This is a genomic window from Gelidimonas denitrificans (assembly GCF_055694065.1).
The window spans coordinates 655264-678309 of record NZ_CM146350.1; the positions used below are offsets into that span (position 1 = coordinate 655264).

Genomic DNA, 23046 nt, shown 5'->3' on the forward strand with positions numbered 1-23046 from the left:
TTGTTTACCAGCGTTATTTATCAGCGTCGTTATTCGCTTATGGATGCCCCGGCAGCACGCATAACGTGCTGCCGGGGTATTTTACGTATGGCGGCTTATTTTTACGATATTGACGATTACAGGCAGTTAATTACACATGGCTAAACATAGCAAATCCATACCTGGACGCGGCCTGCGGGTTGCGGATCAGATTCAGCGCGATTTATCAGAAATTATTGCCTTCGAGTTGAAAGACCCACGTGTGGGCATGATTACCATCACGGAGGTGCAAGTCACGCCCGATTATGCGCACGCGAAGGTTTTTTTCACTACGCTTAACGATAGCGCAGAGGCATTGCAGAATACTCTGGAAGGACTGAACAAGGCATCAGGTTTCATTCGCGGACAACTAGGCCGCAGATTGTCAATACACACACTTCCTGCATTGCATTTTCTGTATGATTCTTCGATTTCACGTGGGGCAGATTTGTCCCAGTTGATACAGCAGGCTAACGCTACACGAGCACTGGATGACGATGAAAATTGATACTTTCGCTAGCGCAGTTAATGCAAAGTTATTTTTCGTAAAATACTTTGATCAGGCTGCAGCAACGGAATTAGATACCACATATAAGCATGGCTAAAAACCAAGTCAGGATTTTGCGCAAAGCGATTGATGGCGTGTTATTGCTTGATAAGCCTGTCGGCTTGTCCAGTAATGATGCATTAATCAAGGTCAAGCGGCTCTTGAATGCGAAAAAAGCTGGACATACCGGCACACTTGATCCGTTTGCGACCGGATTATTGCCTCTGTGCTTTGGCGAAGCGACAAAATTTGCGCAGGATTTGCTCGATGCTGACAAATCCTACGAAGCAGTCGTGCATCTGGGTATCAAGACGACGACCGGCGATACCGAGGGGGATATACTGGAAACGCACGCCGTCGAAGTGACACAAAGCCAGATCGATGTGGCTTTGCAGCAATTCGTTGGAGAAATTGACCAAATTCCTCCCATGTATTCTGCGCTTAAACGTGATGGCAAACCTTTATACGAGTATGCACGTGCCGGCATAACGCTTGATCGCGCAGCACGGCGGGTGCTTATTCGCACACTGGAATGTGTTCAATACAATGCTCCTTACCTCACATTGCGCGTAACTTGCAGCAAGGGCACTTACATTCGCGTGTTGGGCGAGGATATCGGCGCTGTGCTGGGTTGCGGTGCGCACTTGCAGGCTTTGCGCCGTACTCAGGTTGGAGATTTGTCGCTGACAGACGCATTGACGCTGGATGTGATAACCGAGATGCCAGAATCGCTTCGTAATCAATCCCTGGCACCAGTCGATGCCTTGCTCTCGTCTTTTCCGACAGTATTTTTGTCAGATCTATTATCGGTAAGGTATCTACACGGCCAACGTTTATCGCTTGGCAAAGAGGGCGTTGCCTTACCTACTGAACAAGGGCGAATAAGGGTTTACCGGCAGAGCGACGGACGACTGCTTGGCACCGGACTAATGGCGGAATTTGGTGTGCTTGCCCCTGAACGTTTAATTTCCACACATCCCTCTTGTTAGATTTTTTCATTCAGGAAGGGCTTGGCGGGAAGTAAGCTCTTGAAATATTAAGACAATTTAATTCTGTGCATTGCAGCATGTTATAATCCTCGGCTAACCGAATCACACCATCACGACTATGTCAAATACTAAACGCGCAATTCGCAACATCGCCATCATCGCTCACGTTGATCACGGCAAGACAACACTCGTCGACAAACTGCTCCGACAGTCTGGAACGTTCCGCGACAACCAGCAGGTTGATGCTCGCGTGATGGATTCCAATGACCTCGAAAAAGAGCGCGGCATCACGATTTTGTCGAAAAATTGCGCAGTTGAGTACGAAGGTACGCATATCAATATCGTCGATACCCCGGGCCATGCCGACTTCGGCGGCGAGGTCGAGCGCGTGCTGTCGATGGTTGACTCCGTCCTGCTGCTAGTCGATGCGCAAGAAGGTCCGATGCCGCAAACCCGTTTCGTCACGCGCAAAGCGCTGGCCCTCGGTCTCAAGCCTATCGTCGTCATCAATAAAATCGACCGTCCGGGCGCACGTCCGGATTGGGCGATCAACGCTACCTTCGAACTGTTCGACAAACTCGGCGCGACCGAAGAGCAACTCGATTTCCCTGTCGTGTTTGCGTCCGCGCTGAACGGCTACGCAAGCCTCGACTCTTCAGTGCGTGAAGGCGACATGAAGCCGTTGTTCGAAGCCATCTTGCAATACGTGCCGGCACGTGAAGACGATCAGGACGGTCCACTGCAGTTCCAAATTACCTCGCTCGATTATTCTTCCTACGTGGGTAAGATCGGCATCGGCCGCATTACCCGTGGCCGCATCAAGGCTTTGCAAGACGTGATCGTCATGAATGGCCCGGATTCAACTCCGGTCAAGGCGCGCATCAACCAGGTTTTAGGTTTCAAGGGTCTCGATCGCGTCCTCATTGACGAAGCGGTCGCCGGCGATATCGTGCTCATCAACGGTATTGACGAAATTGGTATCGGCAGCACGATCTGTGCCCCGGATACCCCGGATGCCATGCCGATGTTGACGGTCGATGAGCCGACCCTGACAATGAATTTCATGGTTAATAACTCGCCGTTGGCCGGACGCGAAGGCAAGTTCGTCACTAGCCGTCAATTGCGCGAACGACTTGATCGCGAATTGAAAGCGAATGTCGCGCTACGGGTTATGCCGACCGACGATGACACGATTTTCGAAGTGTCCGGCCGTGGTGAATTGCATCTGACGATTTTGATCGAAAACATGCGTCGCGAAGGCTTTGAACTGGCTGTTTCACGTCCGCGCGTGGTCTACAAGATGGTCGACGGCGTGCGCTATGAGCCGTTTGAATTGCTGTCAGTCGATGTGGAAGAAGTGAATCAGGGCGGCGTAATGGAAGAGTTGGGTCGTCGTCGTGGTGACCTGCAGAACATGGAATCGGATGCCAAAGGGCGTGTGCGTCTGGAATACCGCATTCCTGCGCGGGGCCTGATTGGCTTCCAGGGCGAATTCATGACACTTACCCGCGGCACTGGTTTGATGAGTCACATCTTCGATGAATACGCACCGGTAGATGCCAGCAGGGGCGAAATGACTGGTCGTCGCAATGGCGTTCTGGTTTCTCAGGATGACGGCGCGGCAGTTGCTTACGCGCTGTGGAAGTTGCAGGATCGTGGCCGCATGTTCGTCAGCCACAATGACCCGGTGTATGAGGGCATGATCATCGGTATCCACGCGCGCGACAATGATCTGGTGGTTAATCCGATCAAAGGCAAACAATTGACCAATGTGCGTTCATCCGGCACCGATGAGGCAGTGCGCCTGGTGCCGCCGATTCTGATGTCGCTGGAATACGCAGTTGAGTTCATCGCCGACGATGAACTGGTGGAAATTACACCGAAAAGCATTCGTTTGCGCAAGCGCTACCTGAAAGAAAATGAGCGCAAGAAATCGTCGCGCACAGCTTAATCGAGTAATTAGAGTAATAATCTAGCTGCGATCTGGCCCTCCCTGGCACGTAAAGTGCTCGGGAGGGCCATTTTGTTTTTAAAGCCGGGTTTGAATAGATTATCGGAAAGTGGTCAGGCTGCTTTGACCTGGATGCGCACATCGCCCAGGCTTACCACCTGGCCAGCGCGGATTTTGCAGGTTTTGCGTAACTCGGTCTGGCCATCGACCGATACATTGCCTTGGGCGACCAGAATCTTGCCGGCGCCGCCGCTATCGCAGATGCCGCTGAGTTTCAACAGTTGATTCAATTCGACGTATTCGCCATCCAGCGTGAATGATAGTTTTTGCATGGGATTCCTGGTTGCGTGTTCAGGCAGCGAGTATAAATCCACGCATGCAGTTGATGCCACTTTTTGTGCGGTCAATTTCTGCAGGCGATGTGCGTAAGCTGGCTCGTCGCCACTCCTTCGGCGATAAGCCGGAATGTCTTATGGGCGGAGTGCGGCAGTAGACAGTAAGAACCGGCATCAAACCGGCCAGCAGAACGCACAATAAGCAATAGACATAGAGTTTTCCTCGGCAATGTTCATATTCTGCCTAAGGTACGGCATCACCTGCCAGGAGGTTAAACTGCCCGCTGGAATTGCCCGGGAGAGATTTTGCTGCGTGTGCGTGTCAGAAGCGTGTTTCGCGTGCAGTGCGCAGGAAACTGTCTAGTATGACGGTGCAATCGAGCAGTTCGGCGCTGCCGGCGCGATGGAATTCCGGGTGCCATTGCAGGCCCACCACGAAGTTCGACTTGCTGTAACGGATGGCCTCGATGATCTGATCATCGGTCGAGGTTGCCTCGACAATAATGTCGCGTCCCAGCGTATTGACCGCCTGATGGTGGATCGAATTGACCAGCGCCACCGGCTTGGTGGCAAATAGCCCAGCCAGCAACCCGCCTTCGGTTAGGCGAATGGAGTGGGTATTGCCGTCGTATTTTTCACTCACATGCGCAATCGCGTTCGGTACATCGGAAGCGATATCCTGATGCAAAGTGCCACCAAAGGCGACATTGATCAATTGGCAGCCACGGCAGATGCCGAGCACCGGTTTGCCAGCTTCGATGAACTCGTGCAACAGTTCCAGTTCGTACATGTCACGCGCACGATCGCCATTCCATTCCGGCCGTGTGGCAGCCTTGGCGTAACTCATCGGCGCGATATCGGCGCCGCCTTGCAGCACCAGTCCATCCAATTGTTTGGCGTAGTCGCGCAGCCGGATGCTGCTGTTGTGCAGCAGGCTGTTATTGTTGACGGACGGTATCATCAATACCATCACGTCGCGCGACATCACCCATTGCGCAATCGTTTCTTCCAGATATTGCAGGGTTCTGCTGCTCAAACCTATTGCGCCGGGCTCAGGATGGAAAATTCGTGCCGAAACGCCGATGATCAGGGTGCGCTGGTTGATGCGCTTGGCGGCCTTGTGAGATAGCGCCTTGAGTCTGGCCGACAGGATGCTCCAAGTCTGCGACCAGGGCGATGGCCCTGGGCTCTGTATGGAATCCTGTTTGCCTGGAGGGGGAGTTGTATTCAAATTGTCAGTATCGCTCATGTGAAAAGTTGTCTATTGCCATATCGTCCCGTCGATTTTACTGCGATGCAGTTGCGGGCGCTTGGTTGGTGCCGATGCTGGCTGCTTGCGATAATGCAGTCGATCTCTGCTCAATCAGACTGTAGCTACACACAGAAGTAACCTGGCTCTTTTGAAAAATTATCTGGTATTTGAATAAAGTTCCGGGTATGTTAAAAATACCTATGTTTTCCGCATTAAAATAAATCGACTTTAAAAATACAGCATGCTGTATATGTAATTTTCTGCGGTTCGCGGTAGTTAGCGGCCGCCGAAATTGAGCGAAGTTCAGAGTTGTTGCGCCTCGAAGGTGTTGCAATTGTTCAGTTGGCCGCTGTCGATGCCGCGTTTGAACCAGCGTACCCGCTGCGCCGACGTGCCGTGGGTGAAGGAATCCGGCACTACATGGCCTTGCGCCTGGCGCTGAAGCGTGTCGTCACCGATCGCGGTCGCTGCCTTCAATGCGCTTTCTACATCGCCCGCTTCCAGGATGCTGCGCGCCTGGTTGGCATGGAAAGCCCATACGCCGGCAAAGCAGTCGGCCTGCAATTCCACCTTGACCGAGATTGCGTTGGCCTGTTTTTCCGAGCCGCTGCGGCGCGCTTTATCAACCTTGTCCATGATGCCGGAGATGTGCTGCACATGGTGGCCGACCTCGTGCGCAATCACGTAAGCTTGCGCAAAATCGCTCGAAACCTGGAAGCGCTCGCGCATGGTCTGAAAAAATGCCAGGTCGATATAGACTTTCTGGTCGCCCGGACAATAAAACGGGCCGGATGCGGTATCGCCAGTGCCGCAGGCGGTTGGAGTCGAGCCGGAAAATAGCACCAGTTTCGGCTGTATGTAATTGGAGCCGCTCTGGCGAAAAATCGGTCCCCAGGTATCTTCGGTATCAGCCAGCACAGTGGCGACGAATTTCACCATCGGGTCATTGGCTGCGGCCTGACCCTGACGCGCCGGCGCTGATTGCGAAGTGTCGATTTGCCCCGAACCGCCGGAAAGCAGGCTGATCACGGTCATCGGGTTTACGCCAAAGAAATATGAGGCGACCAGCGCGATCACGATGGTGCCGAGCCCAATCGAACGCCCGCCGAAGCCGCCGCCACTGCCACTATCACGGCGATCCTCGATATTGTCGCTTTCGCGATTGCCGTCCCATTTCATGTCACCACTCCCGCAAGTTCTATGTAGACGAGAGTGTAACGGAAGCCCTGCTTTACAGCAGGCGCGATATCAATGCCTTGTCGAAACGTGCCTCGAGCGGAATGCGCACCCGGTGCGGGCTGCCCGGCGCTACGCTGATTTCGCTGCCGTCAACGGCCAGCATGCGTTCCAGCGTCATGGTCTGGTTGCCGGATGGATGGATGATCTCGATCCGGTCGCCGACCGCGAAGCGGTTCTTGGCTTCCACCAGCGCCCAGCCGTCCGCCACCGACAACACGTCGCCGACGTATTTGCTGCGATGCGTTTTGGATACGCCTTCCATGTAGTTCTGGTGATCCTCAGTATGGTGGCGCTGGTAGAAACCGTCGGTATAGCCGCGGTTGGCCAAGCCTTGCAGTTCGCTCAATAAGTTGATGTCGAACGGACGGCCCGCGACTGCGTCGTCGATTGCGCGCCGATACACTTGCGCGGTGCGCGCCACGTAATACAGCGACTTGGTGCGGCCTTCGATTTTCAGGGAATTGACGCCGATCTTCACCAGCCTCTCGATATGCTCGACCGCGCGCAAATCCTTGGAATTCATGATGTAAGTGCCGTGCTCGTCTTCCAGAATCGGCATCAGCTCGCCCGGGCGGCCGGCTTCCTCGATCAGGTAGGGCTGGTTTGCCAGCGGGTGGCGCTGCATGTCGCCCAGCGCGGAAAACGCCTGATTCGCCTCTTCCATTGCCTCCTGGTAGTTGAGCTTGATGGTTTCGACCGGAATCCGCGCCAGGTCGCCGGTGGCGTCCTCGGCGGCGTTTTCGACCTTGTAATCCCAGCGGCAGGCATTGGTGCAGGTGCCCTGGTTCGGGTCGCGATGGTTGAAGTAGCCGGACAACAGGCAGCGCCCGGAATAGGCCATGCACAGCGCGCCGTGGACGAACACTTCGATTTCCATCTCGGGGCAGCGCTGGCGGATTTCTTCCACTTCATCGAGCGACAGTTCGCGCGACAGGATCACCCGCGTCAAGCCCATCTTGTGCCAGAACTTGACGTCGGCCCAGTTCACCGCATTGGCTTGCACCGACAGATGCACCGGCACCTCCGGCCATTTTTCGCGCACCATCATGATCAGGCCGGGGTCGGCCATGATCAGCGCATCCGGCTGCATTGCGATCACCGGCGCCATGTCGTTGATGTAAGTCTTCAGCTTGGCGTTGTGCGCAAAGATGTTGCTGGCGACAAAGAACAGTTTGCCGCGCGCATGGGCACCGCTGATGCCGGCCTGCAACGCTTCCAGCGTCGAGAATTCATTATTGCGGGCGCGCAGGCTGTAGCGCGGCTGGCCCGCATAGACGGCATCGGCGCCATAGTCGAAAGCGGCATGCATCTTGGCAAGCGAGCCGGCGGGGAGCAGTAGTTCAGGGGCGTGGGACATGGCGGTGGTGGCGATCTGAATGAAAAAGCAGGGGTACGATTATAGTGGGCGGGCCGTAAAAATCGCATGATTTGCATCAAGCCAGCCGTAACGGCAGCTCTGGAGAATCCGCAAAAATTTATAATAATAATGGGAGTATGCCAATAAAGTCATAGTTTTCCGCATGATTTCATTGAATTTATAAAAAATACACAGGTTTGTATTCTTAAGTGCCGGAAGCGGGGTCAAAAGCATCCAGTCCGGATAAAGCGGCGTGGCAGGGGGCGCAGGGTGGTATTAACGGGCATGAAAAAAAACCAGCCGGCAGGCTGGTTTTGTGGTTTTACGCCGATTCCTGTTGCCGAAAGATCGGTGTCGGGCTGGCCGTATCCGGTGCTGCGGCTGGCGTTGATGCCGGCGTGGGACTGAGCAGTTCCTGGTGCAGCGTTTCCTGATCCAGTTCATTTTCCCATTTCGACACCACGATGGTTGCGACGCCATTGCCGATGAAGTTGGTCAGTGCGCGGCATTCGCTCATGAAGCGATCGATGCCGAGAATCAGCGCCATGCCGGCCACCGGAATGGTCGGCACCACCGCCAGCGTCGCAGCCAGGGTGATGAAGCCGGCGCCGGTGACGCCAGACGCGCCCTTGGAGGCCAGCATCGCGACACCGAGAATGGTCAATTGCTGGGTTATCGTCAAATCCGTGTTGGTAGCTTGCGCCACGAACAGCGCTGCCATGGTCATGTAGATGTTGGTGCCGTCGAGATTGAACGAGTAACCGGTCGGCACCACCAGGCCGACTACGGATTTAGCGCAGCCGAGCTTTTGCAGTTTGGTCATCAGCGAAGGCAGTGCGCTTTCCGATGAGCTGGTACCCAGCACAATTAGCAACTCTTCCTTGATGTATTTGAGAAAGCGCCAGATCGAGAAGCCGGTCATCTTGGCGATCGAGCCCAATATGATGAAGACGAACAAACCGCAGGTCAGGTAGAACGCGCCCATCAGTTTAGCCAGCGGTAATAATGACGCGATACCGTATTTTCCAATCGTGAAGGCGATGGCGCCAAATGCGCCGATGGGTGCGGCTTTCATGATGATAGCTACCACGCCAAACACCGCAGTCGAGATTTCTTCGATCAGATGCGTGACGCCCCGGCCTTTTTCGCCCAGCATCGAGAGCGAGAAACCGAACAGCAGGGCAATCAGCAGCACCTGCAGGATGTCACCCTTGGCAAAGGCATCGACGAAGGTGTTCGGGATGATGTTGGACAAGAAATCCACCGTGCTATGGGCATGGGCATTCGAAGTATATTGGGCAATCGCGCTGGAATCGAGCGTGGCCGGATCGACATTGAAGCCCGCGCCGGGACGCAGAATATTGGCCACTAACAAGCCGAGCGCCAGCGCAAAAGTGGAAACCACCTCGAAATACAGCAGCGCCTTGCCGCCGACGCGGCCGACTTTCTTCATGTCCTGCATGCTGGCGATGCCGGTCACGACGGTGCAGAAAATCACCGGCGCGATGATCATCTTGATCAGTTTCACGAAACCGTCGCCCAGAGGCTTCATATCGATTCCGAGCGAGGGCTCGAACACGCCTAGCAACACGCCGCACACGATGGCGAATATCACTTGAACGTAAAGTATTTTGTAAATTGGTTTTTTCATCAGGTATCCATAGAAGCGATGTCTGTCGTGTATTGTCCATAAACCGGGGCATCACTTCTATTGTGGAAATCCACACGATGAAAAGCTGTTTTGCGATGCTCGCCTGTAAGTGGCGCAGGATATTTGGTTCCGACAGGCTACTAAGCCTGCCGGAAAGAGCCGATTTGTCGTTGCGAAAAACCGCGATGGCCGCTTAGTCGCTTAATGCGCTGCCTGTGTGATGGCGACGATGCGTTCCAACAGAACGGCGGTTTTGGTATAGCCGGAACTGATCAGATGCAGCGTTTCGTCATGCTTCAGCACCAATGCCGGAAAGCCCTGGATGCCCCAGCGCTGGGTTTGCGCGAAATCCTGCTTGGTTTCCGAGAGGGTCGAGGCGGCGCGCAGCGTGCTCAGGAAATCGGCGCTGTCGATCGGCGCAATCGGCTGCCCGGCCAAACTGTTCTGGCCGCCAGCATCCGCCAGCGCAGTCGCGCCAACTTCTGCCAGCACCTGCAAATTGGTGACATCCCGGCCCTCTGCGTAAAAAGCGTGCTGGATCGCATGAAACACATCCAGAATCTTGCGCGACGGCAAATCCTCGCTCAGGATGCGGGCTGCGACCACCGCCCGGCAAGCCGGTTCGGTGTCATAGATGAAGCCCGGGCGCGCCATGCCGGAGGTCGAGAACGGCAGTCCGCTGGCTTCTTCCACATGTTTCCAGTGCGTCAGAATGGTGGCCTTCCTGGCCTCGTCCATAACCTCGGTGTTGTAGGCGCGCAGCCCGCCGGTGACGATATCGAGTTGTGCCTCAGGCCGCGCATCGAGCAGTGCATTGAGTTGCGGACCGAATCCATAGCACCATGAACACATGGGATCGGCGATATAAATCAGGTGAAGCATAAGGTTCCTTGGTGGTTTCTGGTGATGATGGCCAATGGTACCAATTTAGAGCGGGCAGCGTTGCCGTCCGATATCTATGCCACAATTTCAACCGGCATCTCAGATTGACTAACAGATCGGCCAACGACAACAAAGGGCTAAAAATGGTAAAAGTGGCATTCATTGGATTAGGCGTCATGGGCTTTCCCATGGCTGGACATCTGGCAGCACACGGTCACGCGGTGACGGTATTCAATCGCACCCCGGCCCGTGCGCAGTTATGGCTGAAAACGCATGCGGGGCGCAGCGCAGACACGCCGGCAGAGGCAGCTGAAGATGCAGAATTCGTGTTTACCTGCGTCGGCAATGACGACGATCTGTATCAGGTGACGCTGGGCCCGGACGGTGTTTTGTCACGCATGCGCCCAGGCAGCATCCTGATCGACAACACCACGTGTTCCGCCGCTGCTGCGCGCAAGCTATATCAGGAGGCCGGCAAGCTGGGCATACACTTTCTGGATGCGCCGGTATCGGGCGGCCAGGCCGGCGCCGAAAATGGCAAGCTCACCGTGATGGTGGGCGGCGACGCCGAGGTCTTCGCGCGGGCCGAGACTGTCATCGCATCCTATGCGCGCGCGGTGATGCATATGGGCTTTGCCGGATCAGGGCAGCTGACCAAGATGGTCAACCAGATTTGCATAGCCGGGCTGGTGCAGGCGCTGGCCGAAGGCGTGGCATTCGCTAAAAACGCCGGGCTGGACGGCGAGCGCGTGATCGATGCACTCTCCAAAGGCGCGGCGCAATCGTGGCAGATGGAAAACCGCGGAAAAACCATGCTGGCATCGAAATTCGACTTTGGCTTCGCGGTCGATCTGATGCGCAAGGATCTGGGCATTTGCCTGGAAGAGGCGCAACGCAACGGCAGCCAGTTGCCCGTCACCCAGTTGGTCGATCAGTATTATGCGGAAATACAAAAACGCGGCGGCGGCAAACTCGATACCTCCAGCCTGATGCTGCTGGTGGATCGCCACTGAGGAGGCGGCACCGGCCGTTTCGGGCTCCAAGCTGGTGCTGTCTGAAAACGCGCCTTGCACATCCGATCGGGGATTAAACTTGACGCACCGGTCCGGGGTACTGCGCCACCAAAGCATCCGCTGTCAGCAAGGTGATGCCCTCAACGGTCGCTTGCGCAACAAGGATGCGGTCGAATGGGTCTTTATGAATGGGTGGCAAACTGTCGAGTGAAACCGCGTGCGCACTGGTAATAGCCAATTCCTGATAGCCGTTATCCAGCAGCCCGCGGCGCAGCACCCTGGCATCCACCTGAAAATCGGCACGCCCAAGGCCACGTTTGATGGCAATTTCCCACAGACTGGCCGCACTGAAAAGGAGTTCGTTCAGTGGGTCTTCCAGCAATTTTCGCGCCTCTGCGGACAGCTGATCAGGCGCACCGGCAGCCCATAGCAACAAGTGGGTATCGAGCAACAGCTTCATGCTTCACCACCGAACAATTGCTCGATTTCCCCGCTGCCCATACGGTCGAAATCATCCGGTACGGTGATCTGCCCCGCCATGAATCCCAACCTGCGCGCTTGTCCGGCTAATGGTGCGTCCAGCCGAGTCACTTTGACTAGTGGCTTTCCAGCCTTGGCGATGATGAATGAATCCCCTTTCACTGCTTGCTCTATCAGCCGCGATAGTTGGGTTTTTGCCTCGTGGATGTTAACCGTCTGCATGATCATCCTTATTGAACTAAGTTTAATTAGTTTAATTTATCATATGAGGCATCAAATGACCAGATGGCAGGCGTTGATGCTTGGCTGGTGGGCTTGTTTTATGAACTAGGGAATCCTCAAAATCTGGATGCACTTGTCTATGCGCTGCATTGGTATGAGGGCGGGATGGATTTCGGCGGTGCTGGGCATAGGTGGAGTATCAGTTAAAACAGGCATGTTCCCGCATGTATCAATTGCGGTATTTAAAAATACACTTATAGGTATGTGCAGTAACATGCGGCGCAATGCGCTGCGCTTATTGCGCCTTACGGCCTTTTACTAGAGGTTCCTAACGTGCTCTGGCGCCCAGTCGAACTGGCTACACGTGCAGCAGGGACCCCTCTTACAGGCAGTAAGGTGCACTAGGTAGGGCGTCAATAGCGCAGCGCATTGCGCCGCATGTGTCTGAATGTAGACTGCAAACCGCAAATAAACCGGACGCGAGGACTTTGCATCCCGCAAACAAAAACGCCAACCGGTGAGGGTTGGCGTTCTGATATTTACAGCTTGGTGATCATCAGTGTTCCGAATTTAATTTCGGTACAGATTCAAAAAATTCCGATCTTTATTCCTGGGTTCCGAACTTCATTCCGGACAAACAGCAAAAACTCTTACGCGAAATTCTTTGCGACGAAATCCCAATTAGCCAGATTCCAGAAATTTTCAACGTATTTTGGACGGGCATTGCGGTAGTCGATGTAGTACGCGTGTTCCCAAACGTCACAGGTCAGCAGTGGCTTGTCGGTGCCAGTCAATGGCGTTGCGGCGTTGGAGGTGTTGACGAGGTCGACCGAACCGTCGGATTTTTTCACCAGCCAAGTCCAGCCGGAGCCGAAGTTGCCGAGTGCGGATTTGGTGAATTCTGCCTTGAACTGATCAAATGTTCCCCATTTTGCGTTGATCGCGTCAGCCAGCGCGCCGCTCGGTGCGCCGCTGGTGTTCGGGGTCAGGCAATTCCAGTAAAAAGAGTGGTTCCAGACTTGGGCTGCGTTGTTGAACAGGCCGCCGGATGCTTTGCGGATGATGTCTTCCAGCGTGGCGTTTTCAAACTCGGTGCCCTTGATCAGATTGTTCAAGTTGGTGACGTAAGTCTGATGATGCTTGCCGTAGTGGTACTCCAGGGTTTCCTGGGAGATGTGGGGTTGCAATGCGTCCATCGCGTACGGCAGGGCTGGCAGGGTATGTTCCATGGTGCGTCCTTTTTAGTTGTTTGTTGAGGTAAAAATCTGTTTTGCAGGATCGCCAATTGTATGACGGATGCGCATCGCTTGCAGGCGGCGCTTATTCGGATGCATCCAATGAATCCAATGACTCCAGCGATTTCAGGGCCGGCTGCACGCTGGCGATGCCGATCTGGGCGCTGCCGCTGGCCAGGCGCAGCGTAATGGTGTCGCGTGGGTGCAGCGCTTTGGTGCTGCGGATGACCTGGCCTTTGGCATTGGTGACGATCGCGTAGCCGCGTTCCAGCGTGCGTTGCGGGCTTAGCAGCTCCAGTTGCGCGGTCAGCGCCGCCAGCGCTTGCCCGCGTTGCGCGGCTGCGCTGGCCAGTCGCGCATCAAGACGGCGCGCCTGTTCCTGCAGCATGCTGCGCTGGCTTGCGCTATCGGGCCGCCGTGCGCCGAGCCGGGTGCTTAATTGCGCCAAGGCAAAGCGGGCTGCGTTTTGCGGGGTGCGGGTGGCCAGGTGCAGGCGATTGCCGAGCGCTTGCAATTGCATCCGTTCGCGGGCGATGGTGGCTTTCGGACTTTGCAGCCGGCGCGACAGCCAATCCAGCGTTTGTCCGTGGTCGGACAGTTGCCGCTGCATCGCGCGCAGCAGCGCGTCGGCTTGCGTCATCACGCTTGAAAGCCAGTCGGCACGCGGCGTGGCTGCCAGCTCGGCAGCGGCGGTCGGAGTCGGCGCGCGCAGGTCGGCGGCGAAGTCGGCGATGGTGAAGTCGGTTTCATGGCCGACGCCGGCAATTACCGGCATGTTGCAATCAACGATGGCGCGCGCCACCGCTTCGTCATTGAACGACCACAAATCTTCGATGCTGCCGCCGCCCCGGCACACCAGCAATACATCACAGTCGCCGCGGTTGGAGGCGATCCGGATCGCGTGGGCGATTTTGGCAGCAGCGCCTTCGCCCTGCACCGGAGTCGGGTAGAGGATTATTTCGACATGCGGGGCGCGCCGTTGCAGCGTGGTCAGGATGTCGCGCAGCGCGGCGGCTTGCGGGCTGGTGACGATGCCGATGGTTCTGGCGAAGACCGGCAAGCGCCGCTTGCGCGCCGGGTCGAACAAGCCCTCAAGCTCCAGTTTTTCTTTCAGCTGCAAAAACGCTTCGAACAGGTTGCCCAGGCCGGCGCGTCGGATCGCTTCCACATTCAGCTGGTAATCGCCGCGCGGCGCATACAGCGTCACCAAAGTGCGCAGTTCGACCCGGTCGCCATCCTTGGGGATGAAGTCGGCGTATTGGGCGCGGGCACGAAACATCACGGCGCGCACTTGGGCCGCGCTGTCTTTGAGTGTGAAGTACCAGTGGCCGGAAGCGGCGCGGGTGAAGTTGGAGATTTCACCCGCCACCCAGGTCAGTGGAAAGCTGCGTTCCAGCATCCTTGCTACGGCATGATTGAGTGCCGAGACGCTCAGGATGGGCGCAGCAGTAAGTGGATTTTCCAGGGAATTGTTTGGGCTCATGCTGTTTGAATGATGAAAAGGCGCTGCACGCTTTATGAGCGGCAATAAAAAATCCTTACGGATCAAGCACTTCGGTATTGATCGTAGTACTTACGCACAAAGTTATCCACAGAAACTGTGCAGAACCGGCGCTGCTGGCGATTGTCCCATGCAATGCTGCCGGCATACATTGTTTATGCTGTGCCACAGGTCTGCTGTGGCGCAGTTTGCAAGAAAATCATCGGTATTGGGGTCAGGAAACTTCCTGTGCATTTATTTTAATCAATGAATTAAAGTATTTCATAATCAATGACTTATAGTTAATCCATGGGTTTACCCACAAAGTTATCCACACAATATGTGCACAACATTGCTGTCGATGGCGGCTGCGGGATGACGCTGTGCAAAAGTTTTGCCACATTTTAGGTCATGCGTTTTAAAGCGATAAAAATCAAACACTTAATCCGCTTGCAGCGACTTGTGCACAAAGTTATCCACATAATCTGTGCAGAACTTCCCGAGCGCGAACGATCCGTTTCGAATACGCCGACGGCTGATTCATGCTTGCCGTGAAGTGTCCAACACGTTACATTGCGGCTTCGTGATATTCAAGCCATCGTCAACTGCAGTATCAATATCAATATCTATAGGGAGTTTCTTTTGTTCGCCATTATTCAAGCAGCTGGGTGGCCGATCTGGCTGTTGCTCATATCTTCAGTCATTGCGCTGGCACTAATTATTGAACGCAGCCTATATTTGCGCCATAGCCTGGTGCTGCCGCCGACCTTGCTCGACGAAGTGATTCACGTTTATCGCAGCGGCCAGGTGAGCGCTGAAGTGATCGACAAGCTGGAACAGAACTCGCCATTAGGCCGGGTGCTGGCTGCCGGCCTGCGCAGCGTGGACGCGCCGCGCGAGATCATGAAGGAATCGATCGAGGAAGCCGGCAGCGGTGTGGCGCATGAGCTGGAGCGTTTTCTGACCACGCTGGGAACGATAGCTTCGCTGGCGCCGCTGATGGGCCTGTTCGGCACTGTGGTTGGAATGATCGAGATTTTCGGTTCGCAGACCGCCGCCGGCGCCAATCCGACGCAATTGGCGCATGGTATTTCGGTGGCGCTCTACAACACCGGTTTTGGTTTGCTGATTGCGATGCCGGCGATGGTTTTTTACCGGCATTTTCGTGCGCTGGTGGATAGTTTCGTCGTCGATATGGAACAAAAAGCCGTGAAATTCGTTGACGTCGTGCATGGTGCACGCAAGTCATAAACGGAAGGCTCGGCATGAAATTTCATAAAAATCGCAGGCATGAAGACCCTGAAATCAATCTGATTCCATTCATTGATGTGCTGCTGGTGATCCTGATTTTCCTGATGGTCACGACCACGTACAGCAAGTTTTCCGAATTGCAAATTACGCTGCCGAGCGCGGACGCCGAAAAGGTGCAGCAGCGGCCGTTCGAGATCAATGTCGGCGTCAGCACCGACAACAGCCGTTATGTGATCAACAATACTACGGTGGCCTACCACGATGTGCAGGAACTGGCCGAAAGCCTGAAGGCCGCAGCGATGCTCAATGGTGTGGCGCAAAAAGACCCGGTCGTGATCATCAGCGCCGATGGCACCGCAACCCATCAAAGCGTGATCAACGTGCTGGAAGCGGCGCGTCTGGCGCAATTCGCCAAGGTGACTTTCGCGACCCAGGTTGCCACCAAAAAGTGATCTTGCGGTATGCTGGCAATATTATAAATAGTGGCAGTATGCTAAAAAACATGGCATTTTCCGCTTTATTATATTAGCGTTTTAAAAATGCTATGGTAGGTATGTAGTACTTTCAAAGAAATTGCTACGGTCACCGGAAAACAACGCCTTGGCTTCTGCCGCATCCACCCTCGAATCCATTTTAAGCCGCGCCTGGCTGCGCCGCGGGCTGCTGGCGTGTGCGCTGTGGCCGCTTTCCCGGCTGTTCGGCGGCTTGCTGGCGCTGCGACGGGTGCTGTATCGGCGCGGCTGGCTGGCATCGGTGCGGTTGCCGGTGCCGGTCATCATCGTCGGCAATGTATTCGTCGGCGGCACCGGCAAGACGCCGCTGACGATCTGGCTGGTCGATGCGTTGCGCGGTGCCGGCCGTGTGCCGGGCGTGATTTCACGCGGCTATGGGGCGCGGGGGAATCCAGACGCGGCGCCGTGTCTGGTGTTGCCGGAGGCGACGCCGCAGCAGGTCGGCGACGAACCGCTGCTGATCGCCCGCCGTGCGCAATGTCCAGTGATGGTCGGGCGCGACCGGGTGGCGGCGGGGCAGGCTTTGCTGGCAGCGCATCCGGAACTCGATTGCATCGTGTGCGACGATGGACTGCAGCATTACCGGCTGGCGCGCGATGTCGAAATCGTCCTGTTCGATGGCCGCGGCGCGGGCAATGGCTGGCTGCTGCCGGCCGGCCCCTTGCGCGAACCGGTCGCGCGCCGGCGCGATTTTACGGTGGTCAATCTGGCGCAGGGCGCCGATCTGCCTGACGGCATGCCGACGGACGCTTACCGGATGGTTTTGGCAGGCGCGGTGGCGCAACGCCTGTGCGACCCGACGCAACAGTTGCCGCTGCAGGAATTGACGCGGCAAAAATTGACGGGGCAAGTATTGAATCCGTTGCCGGTAAAAATCGTGGCGGCAGCCGGCATCGGCAATCCGGCACGGTTTTTTGCCACTTTGCGTCAGGCCGGACTGGATTTTGAGGAGTTGCCGTTGCCGGATCATTACGATTTTGCTGTCAATCCCTTTGGCGATAGTGCCGCCGACATCATCCTGATTACAGAGAAGGATGCAGTAAAATGTGCGCTCGTGACTGAACTGAAAAACGACCCGCGCTTGTGGGTGGTTCCCGTGACAGCGTGCCTGGATGGCGCGCTGGCCCAACGAATTCTGGAGAAATGTCGTGGACAATCGACTACTTGATATCCTGGTATGCCCGCTGTGCAAAGGCCCGCTGGTACATGACAAAAAAGCGCAGGAACTGATTTGCCGTGCCGACAAACTGGCTTATCCGATCCGCGACGGCATTCCCATCATGTGGGCCGATCAGGCCCGTGCGTTGAATGCGCCGCTGCCGATCCAGGACAATTCTTAAAGCACCCGATGGACTTTACCGTCATCATCCCGGCCCGCTTGGCGTCGACCCGGTTGCCCAACAAACCGCTCGCTGATCTGGGCGGCAAGCCGATGGTGGTAAGGGTGGCCGAGCGCGCCATGCTATCCGGCGCCAGCCAGGTCATCGTCGCCACCGATCATGCCGATATTCTGGCCGCCTGCGCCGCTCACGGCGTGCGCGCCAGCCTTACCCGCAGCGACCATCTGAGCGGCACCGACCGGATCGCCGAAGTTGCCGCTGCCATCGGCCTTGCTGCCGATGCGGTGGTGGTCAATGTGCAGGGCGACGAACCGCTGATCGATCCAGCCTTGATTGCTGCGACCGCAGCGCAGATTAACGCCGAGGTGCCGATGGCCACCGCCGCGCATCCGATCAGTGACGCTCGGGATGCCTTCAATCCGAACGTGGTGAAAGTCGTGCTCGACAAGTTCGGCCGGGCGCTGTACTTCTCGCGCGCGACCATACCGTGGCATCGCGACGCTTTTGCAGAGTCCCAATCGGTCTTGCCGCAAGGCACTGTTCCGTTGCGCCATATCGGCTTGTATGCCTATCGCAATGCATTCCTGCAAGCTTATCCCGGGTTGGCGGTGTCGCCGCTGGAACAGATTGAGGCGCTGGAGCAATTGCGCGTGCTGTGGCACGGTTTCCCAATTGCCGTGTATGTCACCGATACGACGCCGGCCTCCGGAATCGATACCCAGGATGACCTGATTCGAGTACGACAATACTTCCTGTAAACGTTTGTTTTGTGTCAATTTTTTGACGCGCATTTGCACTCAAAGCAACGACTTCGTGTAGTTTTGTGGTAAGTTTCGTGAAAACTTAATGTGATAAAACATATTCTCGCAATGCACATATCGCTCTAACCCGGCGTATATCGGCTGCAATTGCGGACACGGACATAAAATTCAAACTCTTAGGAAATTAACATGCGTCTCATCCTGTTAGGAGCACCAGGTGCCGGCAAAGGTACACAGGCAACATTCATCAAGGAAAAATACAATATTCCGCAAATCTCCACTGGCGACATGCTGCGTGCGGCAGTCAAGGCAGGAACGCCGCTGGGCCTGGAAGCAAAAAAAGTGATGGATTCCGGTGGTTTGGTGTCGGACGACATCATCATCGGTCTGGTCAAGGATCGTCTGAAAGATGCCGATTGCGCCAACGGTTATCTGTTCGACGGTTTTCCGCGCACTATTCCGCAGGCCGATGCAATGAAGGAAGCGGGCGTTGCCATCGATTACGTACTGGAAATCGATGTTCCGGACGAAGCCATCATCGACCGCATGAGCGGTCGCCGCGTTCATGCTGCGTCGGGTCGCACCTACCATGTCGAATATAATCCGCCGAAAGTTGCCGGCCTGGATGACGAAACCGGTGACGCGTTGATGCAGCGTGATGACGACAAGGAAGAAACCGTCAGGAAGCGCCTCGCGGTGTATCACGAACAAACCGAAGTGCTGGTCAAGTATTACGGCAACTGGGCGCAGGCCGGTTTGCCGGGCGCACCCAAGTATCGCAAGATAGTCGGCGTCGGCCAGGTCGAGGAAATTCGCGATCGGGCTTTTGCTGCACTGGCAGAGTAAATAAAAAAGCGGACCTTGTGTCCGCTTTTTTGTTGGGGCGCACAGTCAAGCAGCATGCCGTCACAACTGATGCGCATATTCATCTTGGCGGAAACAATATCCACAAAAAACACGAACGGCACGAAAAAAGGTCGTGGACAGCGCCGGTGTGGGTGCTTACGTTGACGCATCGATTCGATTCATGTCCAGAATTAATATGAGTATATTTTACAACCGCAATGAATATATGCGTGAAATGCCATTAAAATTGTGATACTCCATATATTATAAGAAACGTATCGTGTTGCAAGGCCGGCTCGTGCTTTGCGTGTCATTCGTGGGCGATGCATCAGAGCATAAGCAAAAAAATCATAGAGATCATAGAGTTTTGTAAAAAACAGGCAGCGAGCGCTGGAGTAGCGAATAGCCAGCGCCACTATCCGGGATGTTTTTAACCATGTCGTTAATAACAGGGGGAGGCAATATGGCAGCAGTTTTATGGTTTGCGGTGCTGAGTGGCTTGGTTGCAGTTATTTATGGACTTAATTCACGGCGCTGGATTCTCAAGCAAGACCCTGGCAACCCCCGGATGCAGGAAATCGCAGCTGCCATTCAACAGGGCGCTGCCGCCTATCTGGCGCGACAGTACCGCACCATCGCACTGGTCGGCGTCATCCTTTTCATCATCATTGCCGTGTTGCCAGGAGTCGGGCTGACCACCGCGATCGGCTTCCTGATCGGTGCGCTATTGTCTGGCGCTTGCGGCTTCATCGGCATGAATGTCTCGGTGCGCGCCAACGTGCGCACTGCACAGGCCGCCACCAAGGGCATGAGCCAGGCGCTCGATGTCGCATTCAAGGGCGGCGCGATCACCGGCATGCTGGTGGTCGGACTTGGCTTGCTGGGCGTAACACTGTTTTACTGGGTGCTCACGATGTCGGCGCCGCACGGATTGGGTCATACGGTGTCGTTGCATGACGTCATCAAGCCGCTGATCGGACTGGCGTTCGGCGCTTCCCTGATCTCTATTTTTGCCCGATTGGGCGGTGGCATCTTCACCAAAGGCGCCGATGTCGGTGCCGATCTGGTTGGCAAGGTGGAAGCCGGCATTCCGGAAGACGATCCGCGCAATCCGGCAGTCATCGCCGACAACGTCGGCGACAATGTCGGCGATTGCGCCGGCATGGCGGCCGATTTGTTCGAAACCTATGTGGTGACGCTGATTGCCACCATGCTGTTGGGCAGCCTGCTGGTCAAAGGCGCGGAATCGCAAGCGGTGCTGTATCCGCTGGCGCTGGGCGGCGCATCCATTTTCGCTTCCATCATTGGCTGCAGCATGGTCAAGGCCAAGCCGGGCAAAAAAATCATGTCGGCGCTGTATACCGGCTTGTGGTGGGCGGCCGGTTTGTCGCTGATCGGTTTCGCAATCGTGACCTGGCTGATCATGCCGCCGCAAATGCGCTTGCCGATGATGGGCTCGGCCCTGGTCGGCATCGTGCTGACCGGCTTGATGGTGTATATCACCGAGTATTACACCGGCACCGATTTCAAGCCGGTCAAGCATATCGCCCAGGCATCGACTACCGGTCACGGCACCAACATCATCGCCGGCCTGGGCGTATCGATGCGGTCGACCGCCTATCCGGTGCTGGCAGTGTGCGCCGCTATCCTGACTTCTTACTGGCTCGGCGGCCTGTACGGAATCGCGATTGCCGCTACTTCGATGCTGTCGATGGCCGGCATCATCGTGGCGCTCGACGCTTACGGTCCGATCACCGATAACGCCGGCGGCATTGCCGAAATGTCCGGCATGCCGGATTCGGTACGCGCGATCACTGACCCGCTGGATGCCGTCGGCAACACCACCAAGGCCGTCACCAAAGGTTACGCAATTGGCTCTGCCGGACTGGCGGCGCTGGTGCTGTTCGCCGATTACACTCACGCCCTGAATGCAGTCGGAATCAGCACTTCTTTCGATTTGTCGAACCCGATGGTGATCGTCGGCCTGTTCATCGGCGGCCTGATTCCGTATCTGTTCGGCGCGATGGCGATGGAAGCGGTGGGGCGCGCAGCCGGCGCAGTGGTGGTCGAGGTGCGGCGTCAGTTCCGCGACATCAAGGGCATCATGGACGGCAGCGGCAAGCCGGAGTATGACAAGGCAGTCGATATGCTGACCGCCTCCGCCATCAAGGAAATGATCATTCCATCGTTGTTGCCAGTGGTGGTGCCGGTGCTGGTCGGCTTGATTCTCGGGCCGGCAGCGTTGGGTGGCTTGCTGATGGGTACCATCGTCACCGGCCTGTTTGTCGCGATTTCAATGACGACTGGCGGCGGCGCCTGGGATAACGCCAAAAAATACATCGAGGATGGCAATTTTGGTGGCAAGGGTTCGGACGCGCACAAGGCGGCAGTCACCGGCGACACGGTGGGCGATCCTTACAAGGATACCGCCGGGCCGGCGGTCAATCCGCTGATCAAGATCATCAATATTGTGGCCCTGCTGATCGTGCCTTTGCTGCCAGGAACCGGGATGCAAAGCGCCGCCATGTCGGCACCGGTTGCGTTGGTGGCACCGTCGACCAGCGCCGGCGGCGTAACTATACCGACCGTGGCAGCAAACACGGCGGTCATGATTACAGCGCCGATTGCAACAGAAGCCAAATTGCGCTGATGCCGAAGGCAAACCAAAAAAGCGGCAGTTGCCGCTTTTTTTACGTTGCAGTGCAAAAATTGACTACAATCCGAAAGGATTGATGCTTACGCTTACGTAAACGTCAGCGTAATATTTACAAATTTTAGTCTGTAGCAAAAGCGGTAATCGAAACCCATCTCATCAAGGAAGCAAACCATGCAAATCAAAGATAGCGTATTCATCATTACCGGCGGTGCCTCCGGCCTAGGCGCGGCAACTGCACGCATGATCGTCGAAGGCGGCGGCAAAGTCGTGCTGGCGGACGTGCAGGTGGAAGCCGGTGAAAAACTGGCGGCAGAACTGGGTGGCGAATTCGTCAAATGCGATGTTGCTTCCGAAGCGGACGGGCTGGCAGTGGTCGCCGCCGCAACCGCAATCGGCACTCTGCGTGGTCTGGTCAACTGCGCCGGCGTCGCGCCTGCGGTGAAAACGGTCGGTAAAGACGGCCCGCATCCGCTGGAAATCTTCCAGCGCGTCATCAACATCAACCTGGTCGGCACCTTCAACATGTCGCGCCTGGCTGCCGATGCAATGGGGAAAACCGATCCTACCGAACAGGGCGAGCGCGGCATCATCATCAATACCGCCTCGGTAGCAGCTTATGACGGCCAGATCGGCCAAGCCGCTTACGGCTCATCCAAGGCCGGCGTGGTCGGCCTGACACTGCCAATGGCGCGCGATCTGTCGCGCAGCGGCATTCGCGTAATGACTATTGCACCGGGAATTTTCGAGACGCCGATGCTGCTCGGCTTCCCACAGGAAGTGCAGGACGCACTGGGCGCGATGGTGCCGTTCCCACCGCGTCTGGGCAAGCCAGCCGAATATGCGCATCTGGCAAAAGCCATCATTGAAAACGTGATGCTCAACGGCGAAACTATCCGGCTGGACGGCGCGATTCGGATGCAACCGAAATAATCGGCTGATGTGCCGCATTGCCGTTTCCGCATTATGGCAATGACGATCAGTGACGATACTGGTTAATCCGGCTACACTAAAAAAAGGCAAGTTTCGCTT

At 55.9% G+C, this 23046-nt stretch carries 22 protein-coding genes; 12 read left to right on the forward strand and 10 right to left on the reverse strand.

Features of this window, described 5'->3' with window-relative positions; all coding sequences use genetic code 11:
* Window positions 1-136 precede the first annotated feature (136 nt).
* The 3 genes from rbfA (at window position 137) to typA (ending at window position 3505) form a co-directional block, all read left to right on the forward strand.
* Window positions 137-526, forward strand: coding sequence for a 30S ribosome-binding factor RbfA (rbfA, locus tag FKCLFG_RS03045; protein ID WP_472614761.1), 390 nt, complete (start codon window positions 137-139; stop codon window positions 524-526).
* 89 nt (window positions 527-615) lie between these two features.
* Entirely contained in the window at window positions 616-1554 is a 939-nt protein-coding gene (truB, locus tag FKCLFG_RS03050) for a tRNA pseudouridine(55) synthase TruB (RefSeq protein ID WP_472614762.1), read from the forward strand.
* Window positions 1555-1672: 118 nt separating this feature from the next.
* A complete protein-coding gene (gene typA, locus FKCLFG_RS03055) occupies window positions 1673-3505 on the forward strand; it encodes a translational GTPase TypA (protein ID WP_472614763.1) in 1833 nt (610 codons plus the stop codon).
* A gap of 113 nt (window positions 3506-3618) precedes the next feature.
* On the opposite strand, the gene FKCLFG_RS03060 is transcribed toward typA, so the two are convergent.
* From FKCLFG_RS03060 to FKCLFG_RS03085, 6 genes are all read right to left on the reverse strand, one after another.
* Entirely contained in the window at window positions 3619-3837 is a 219-nt protein-coding gene (locus FKCLFG_RS03060) for an RNA-binding S4 domain-containing protein (RefSeq protein ID WP_472614764.1), read from the reverse strand.
* Between the two features lie 325 nt (window positions 3838-4162).
* Window positions 4163-5089: a gamma-glutamyl-gamma-aminobutyrate hydrolase family protein gene (locus FKCLFG_RS03065; RefSeq protein ID WP_472614765.1), complete on the reverse strand. Its 927-nt coding sequence runs from the start codon at window positions 5087-5089 to the stop codon at window positions 4163-4165.
* A gap of 306 nt (window positions 5090-5395) precedes the next feature.
* Window positions 5396-6271, reverse strand: coding sequence for a KPN_02809 family neutral zinc metallopeptidase (gene ypfJ / locus FKCLFG_RS03070; protein ID WP_472614766.1), 876 nt, complete (start codon window positions 6269-6271; stop codon window positions 5396-5398).
* Between the two features lie 52 nt (window positions 6272-6323).
* Window positions 6324-7688: a prephenate-dependent tRNA uridine(34) hydroxylase TrhP gene (gene trhP / locus FKCLFG_RS03075; protein ID WP_472614767.1), complete on the reverse strand. Its 1365-nt coding sequence runs from the start codon at window positions 7686-7688 to the stop codon at window positions 6324-6326.
* Between the two features lie 322 nt (window positions 7689-8010).
* Window positions 8011-9342 carry a dicarboxylate/amino acid:cation symporter gene (locus tag FKCLFG_RS03080; RefSeq protein WP_472615778.1) on the reverse strand — a complete coding sequence of 444 codons (1332 nt, stop codon included), beginning with the start codon at window positions 9340-9342 and terminating at the stop codon, window positions 8011-8013.
* A gap of 198 nt (window positions 9343-9540) precedes the next feature.
* Window positions 9541-10221 carry a DsbA family protein gene (locus FKCLFG_RS03085; protein WP_472614768.1) on the reverse strand — a complete coding sequence of 227 codons (681 nt, stop codon included), beginning with the start codon at window positions 10219-10221 and terminating at the stop codon, window positions 9541-9543.
* Between the two features lie 143 nt (window positions 10222-10364).
* On the opposite strand from FKCLFG_RS03085, the gene FKCLFG_RS03090 reads away from it, so the two are divergent.
* Window positions 10365-11234 carry an NAD(P)-dependent oxidoreductase gene (locus tag FKCLFG_RS03090; RefSeq protein WP_472615779.1) on the forward strand — a complete coding sequence of 290 codons (870 nt, stop codon included), beginning with the start codon at window positions 10365-10367 and terminating at the stop codon, window positions 11232-11234.
* Window positions 11235-11307: 73 nt separating this feature from the next.
* Here FKCLFG_RS03090 and FKCLFG_RS03095 read toward each other — a convergent pair whose 3' ends face one another.
* The 4 genes from FKCLFG_RS03095 to xseA form a co-directional block, all read right to left on the reverse strand.
* Window positions 11308-11694 (reverse strand): type II toxin-antitoxin system VapC family toxin, encoded by a 387-nt coding sequence (locus tag FKCLFG_RS03095; RefSeq protein WP_472614769.1) that lies wholly within the window; start codon window positions 11692-11694, stop codon window positions 11308-11310.
* On the reverse strand, window positions 11691-11936 hold the full coding sequence (locus FKCLFG_RS03100; protein ID WP_472614770.1) for a type II toxin-antitoxin system Phd/YefM family antitoxin: 246 nt from the start codon (window positions 11934-11936) through the stop codon (window positions 11691-11693). The genes FKCLFG_RS03095 and FKCLFG_RS03100 overlap by 4 nt, the downstream gene beginning before the upstream one ends.
* 650 nt (window positions 11937-12586) lie before the next feature.
* Window positions 12587-13165: a superoxide dismutase gene (locus FKCLFG_RS03105; protein ID WP_472614771.1), complete on the reverse strand. Its 579-nt coding sequence runs from the start codon at window positions 13163-13165 to the stop codon at window positions 12587-12589.
* A 91-nt stretch (window positions 13166-13256) separates the two neighbouring features.
* Window positions 13257-14654, reverse strand: coding sequence for an exodeoxyribonuclease VII large subunit (xseA, locus tag FKCLFG_RS03110; RefSeq protein WP_472614772.1), 1398 nt, complete (start codon window positions 14652-14654; stop codon window positions 13257-13259).
* 639 nt (window positions 14655-15293) lie between these two features.
* Between xseA and FKCLFG_RS03115 the strand changes: the two genes are divergently transcribed.
* From FKCLFG_RS03115 to FKCLFG_RS03150, 8 genes are all read left to right on the forward strand, one after another.
* Window positions 15294-15902, forward strand: a complete 609-nt coding sequence (locus tag FKCLFG_RS03115; RefSeq protein WP_472614773.1) for a MotA/TolQ/ExbB proton channel family protein — start codon at window positions 15294-15296, stop codon at window positions 15900-15902.
* A 14-nt stretch (window positions 15903-15916) separates the two neighbouring features.
* A complete protein-coding gene (locus FKCLFG_RS03120) occupies window positions 15917-16354 on the forward strand; it encodes an ExbD/TolR family protein (protein WP_472614774.1) in 438 nt (145 codons plus the stop codon).
* 148 nt (window positions 16355-16502) lie between these two features.
* Window positions 16503-17582, forward strand: a complete 1080-nt coding sequence (gene lpxK / locus FKCLFG_RS03125; protein WP_472614775.1) for a tetraacyldisaccharide 4'-kinase — start codon at window positions 16503-16505, stop codon at window positions 17580-17582.
* Entirely contained in the window at window positions 17563-17754 is a 192-nt protein-coding gene (locus FKCLFG_RS03130; RefSeq protein WP_472614776.1) for a Trm112 family protein, read from the forward strand. Before lpxK ends, FKCLFG_RS03130 begins: the two co-directional genes overlap by 20 nt.
* An 8-nt stretch (window positions 17755-17762) precedes the next feature.
* Window positions 17763-18512, forward strand: a complete 750-nt coding sequence (kdsB, locus tag FKCLFG_RS03135) for a 3-deoxy-manno-octulosonate cytidylyltransferase (RefSeq protein WP_472614777.1) — start codon at window positions 17763-17765, stop codon at window positions 18510-18512.
* 192 nt (window positions 18513-18704) lie between these two features.
* Complete coding sequence (gene adk / locus FKCLFG_RS03140) at window positions 18705-19361, forward strand: adenylate kinase (protein WP_472614778.1); 657 nt, start codon at window positions 18705-18707, stop codon at window positions 19359-19361.
* A gap of 463 nt (window positions 19362-19824) precedes the next feature.
* The gene (locus FKCLFG_RS03145) at window positions 19825-22011 is read left to right on the forward strand and encodes a sodium-translocating pyrophosphatase (protein WP_472614779.1); all 2187 of its coding nucleotides are present in this window, start codon (window positions 19825-19827) and stop codon (window positions 22009-22011) included.
* Window positions 22012-22188: 177 nt separating this feature from the next.
* Window positions 22189-22947 carry a 3-hydroxyacyl-CoA dehydrogenase gene (locus FKCLFG_RS03150; protein WP_472614780.1) on the forward strand — a complete coding sequence of 253 codons (759 nt, stop codon included), beginning with the start codon at window positions 22189-22191 and terminating at the stop codon, window positions 22945-22947.
* Window positions 22948-23046 lie beyond the last annotated feature (99 nt).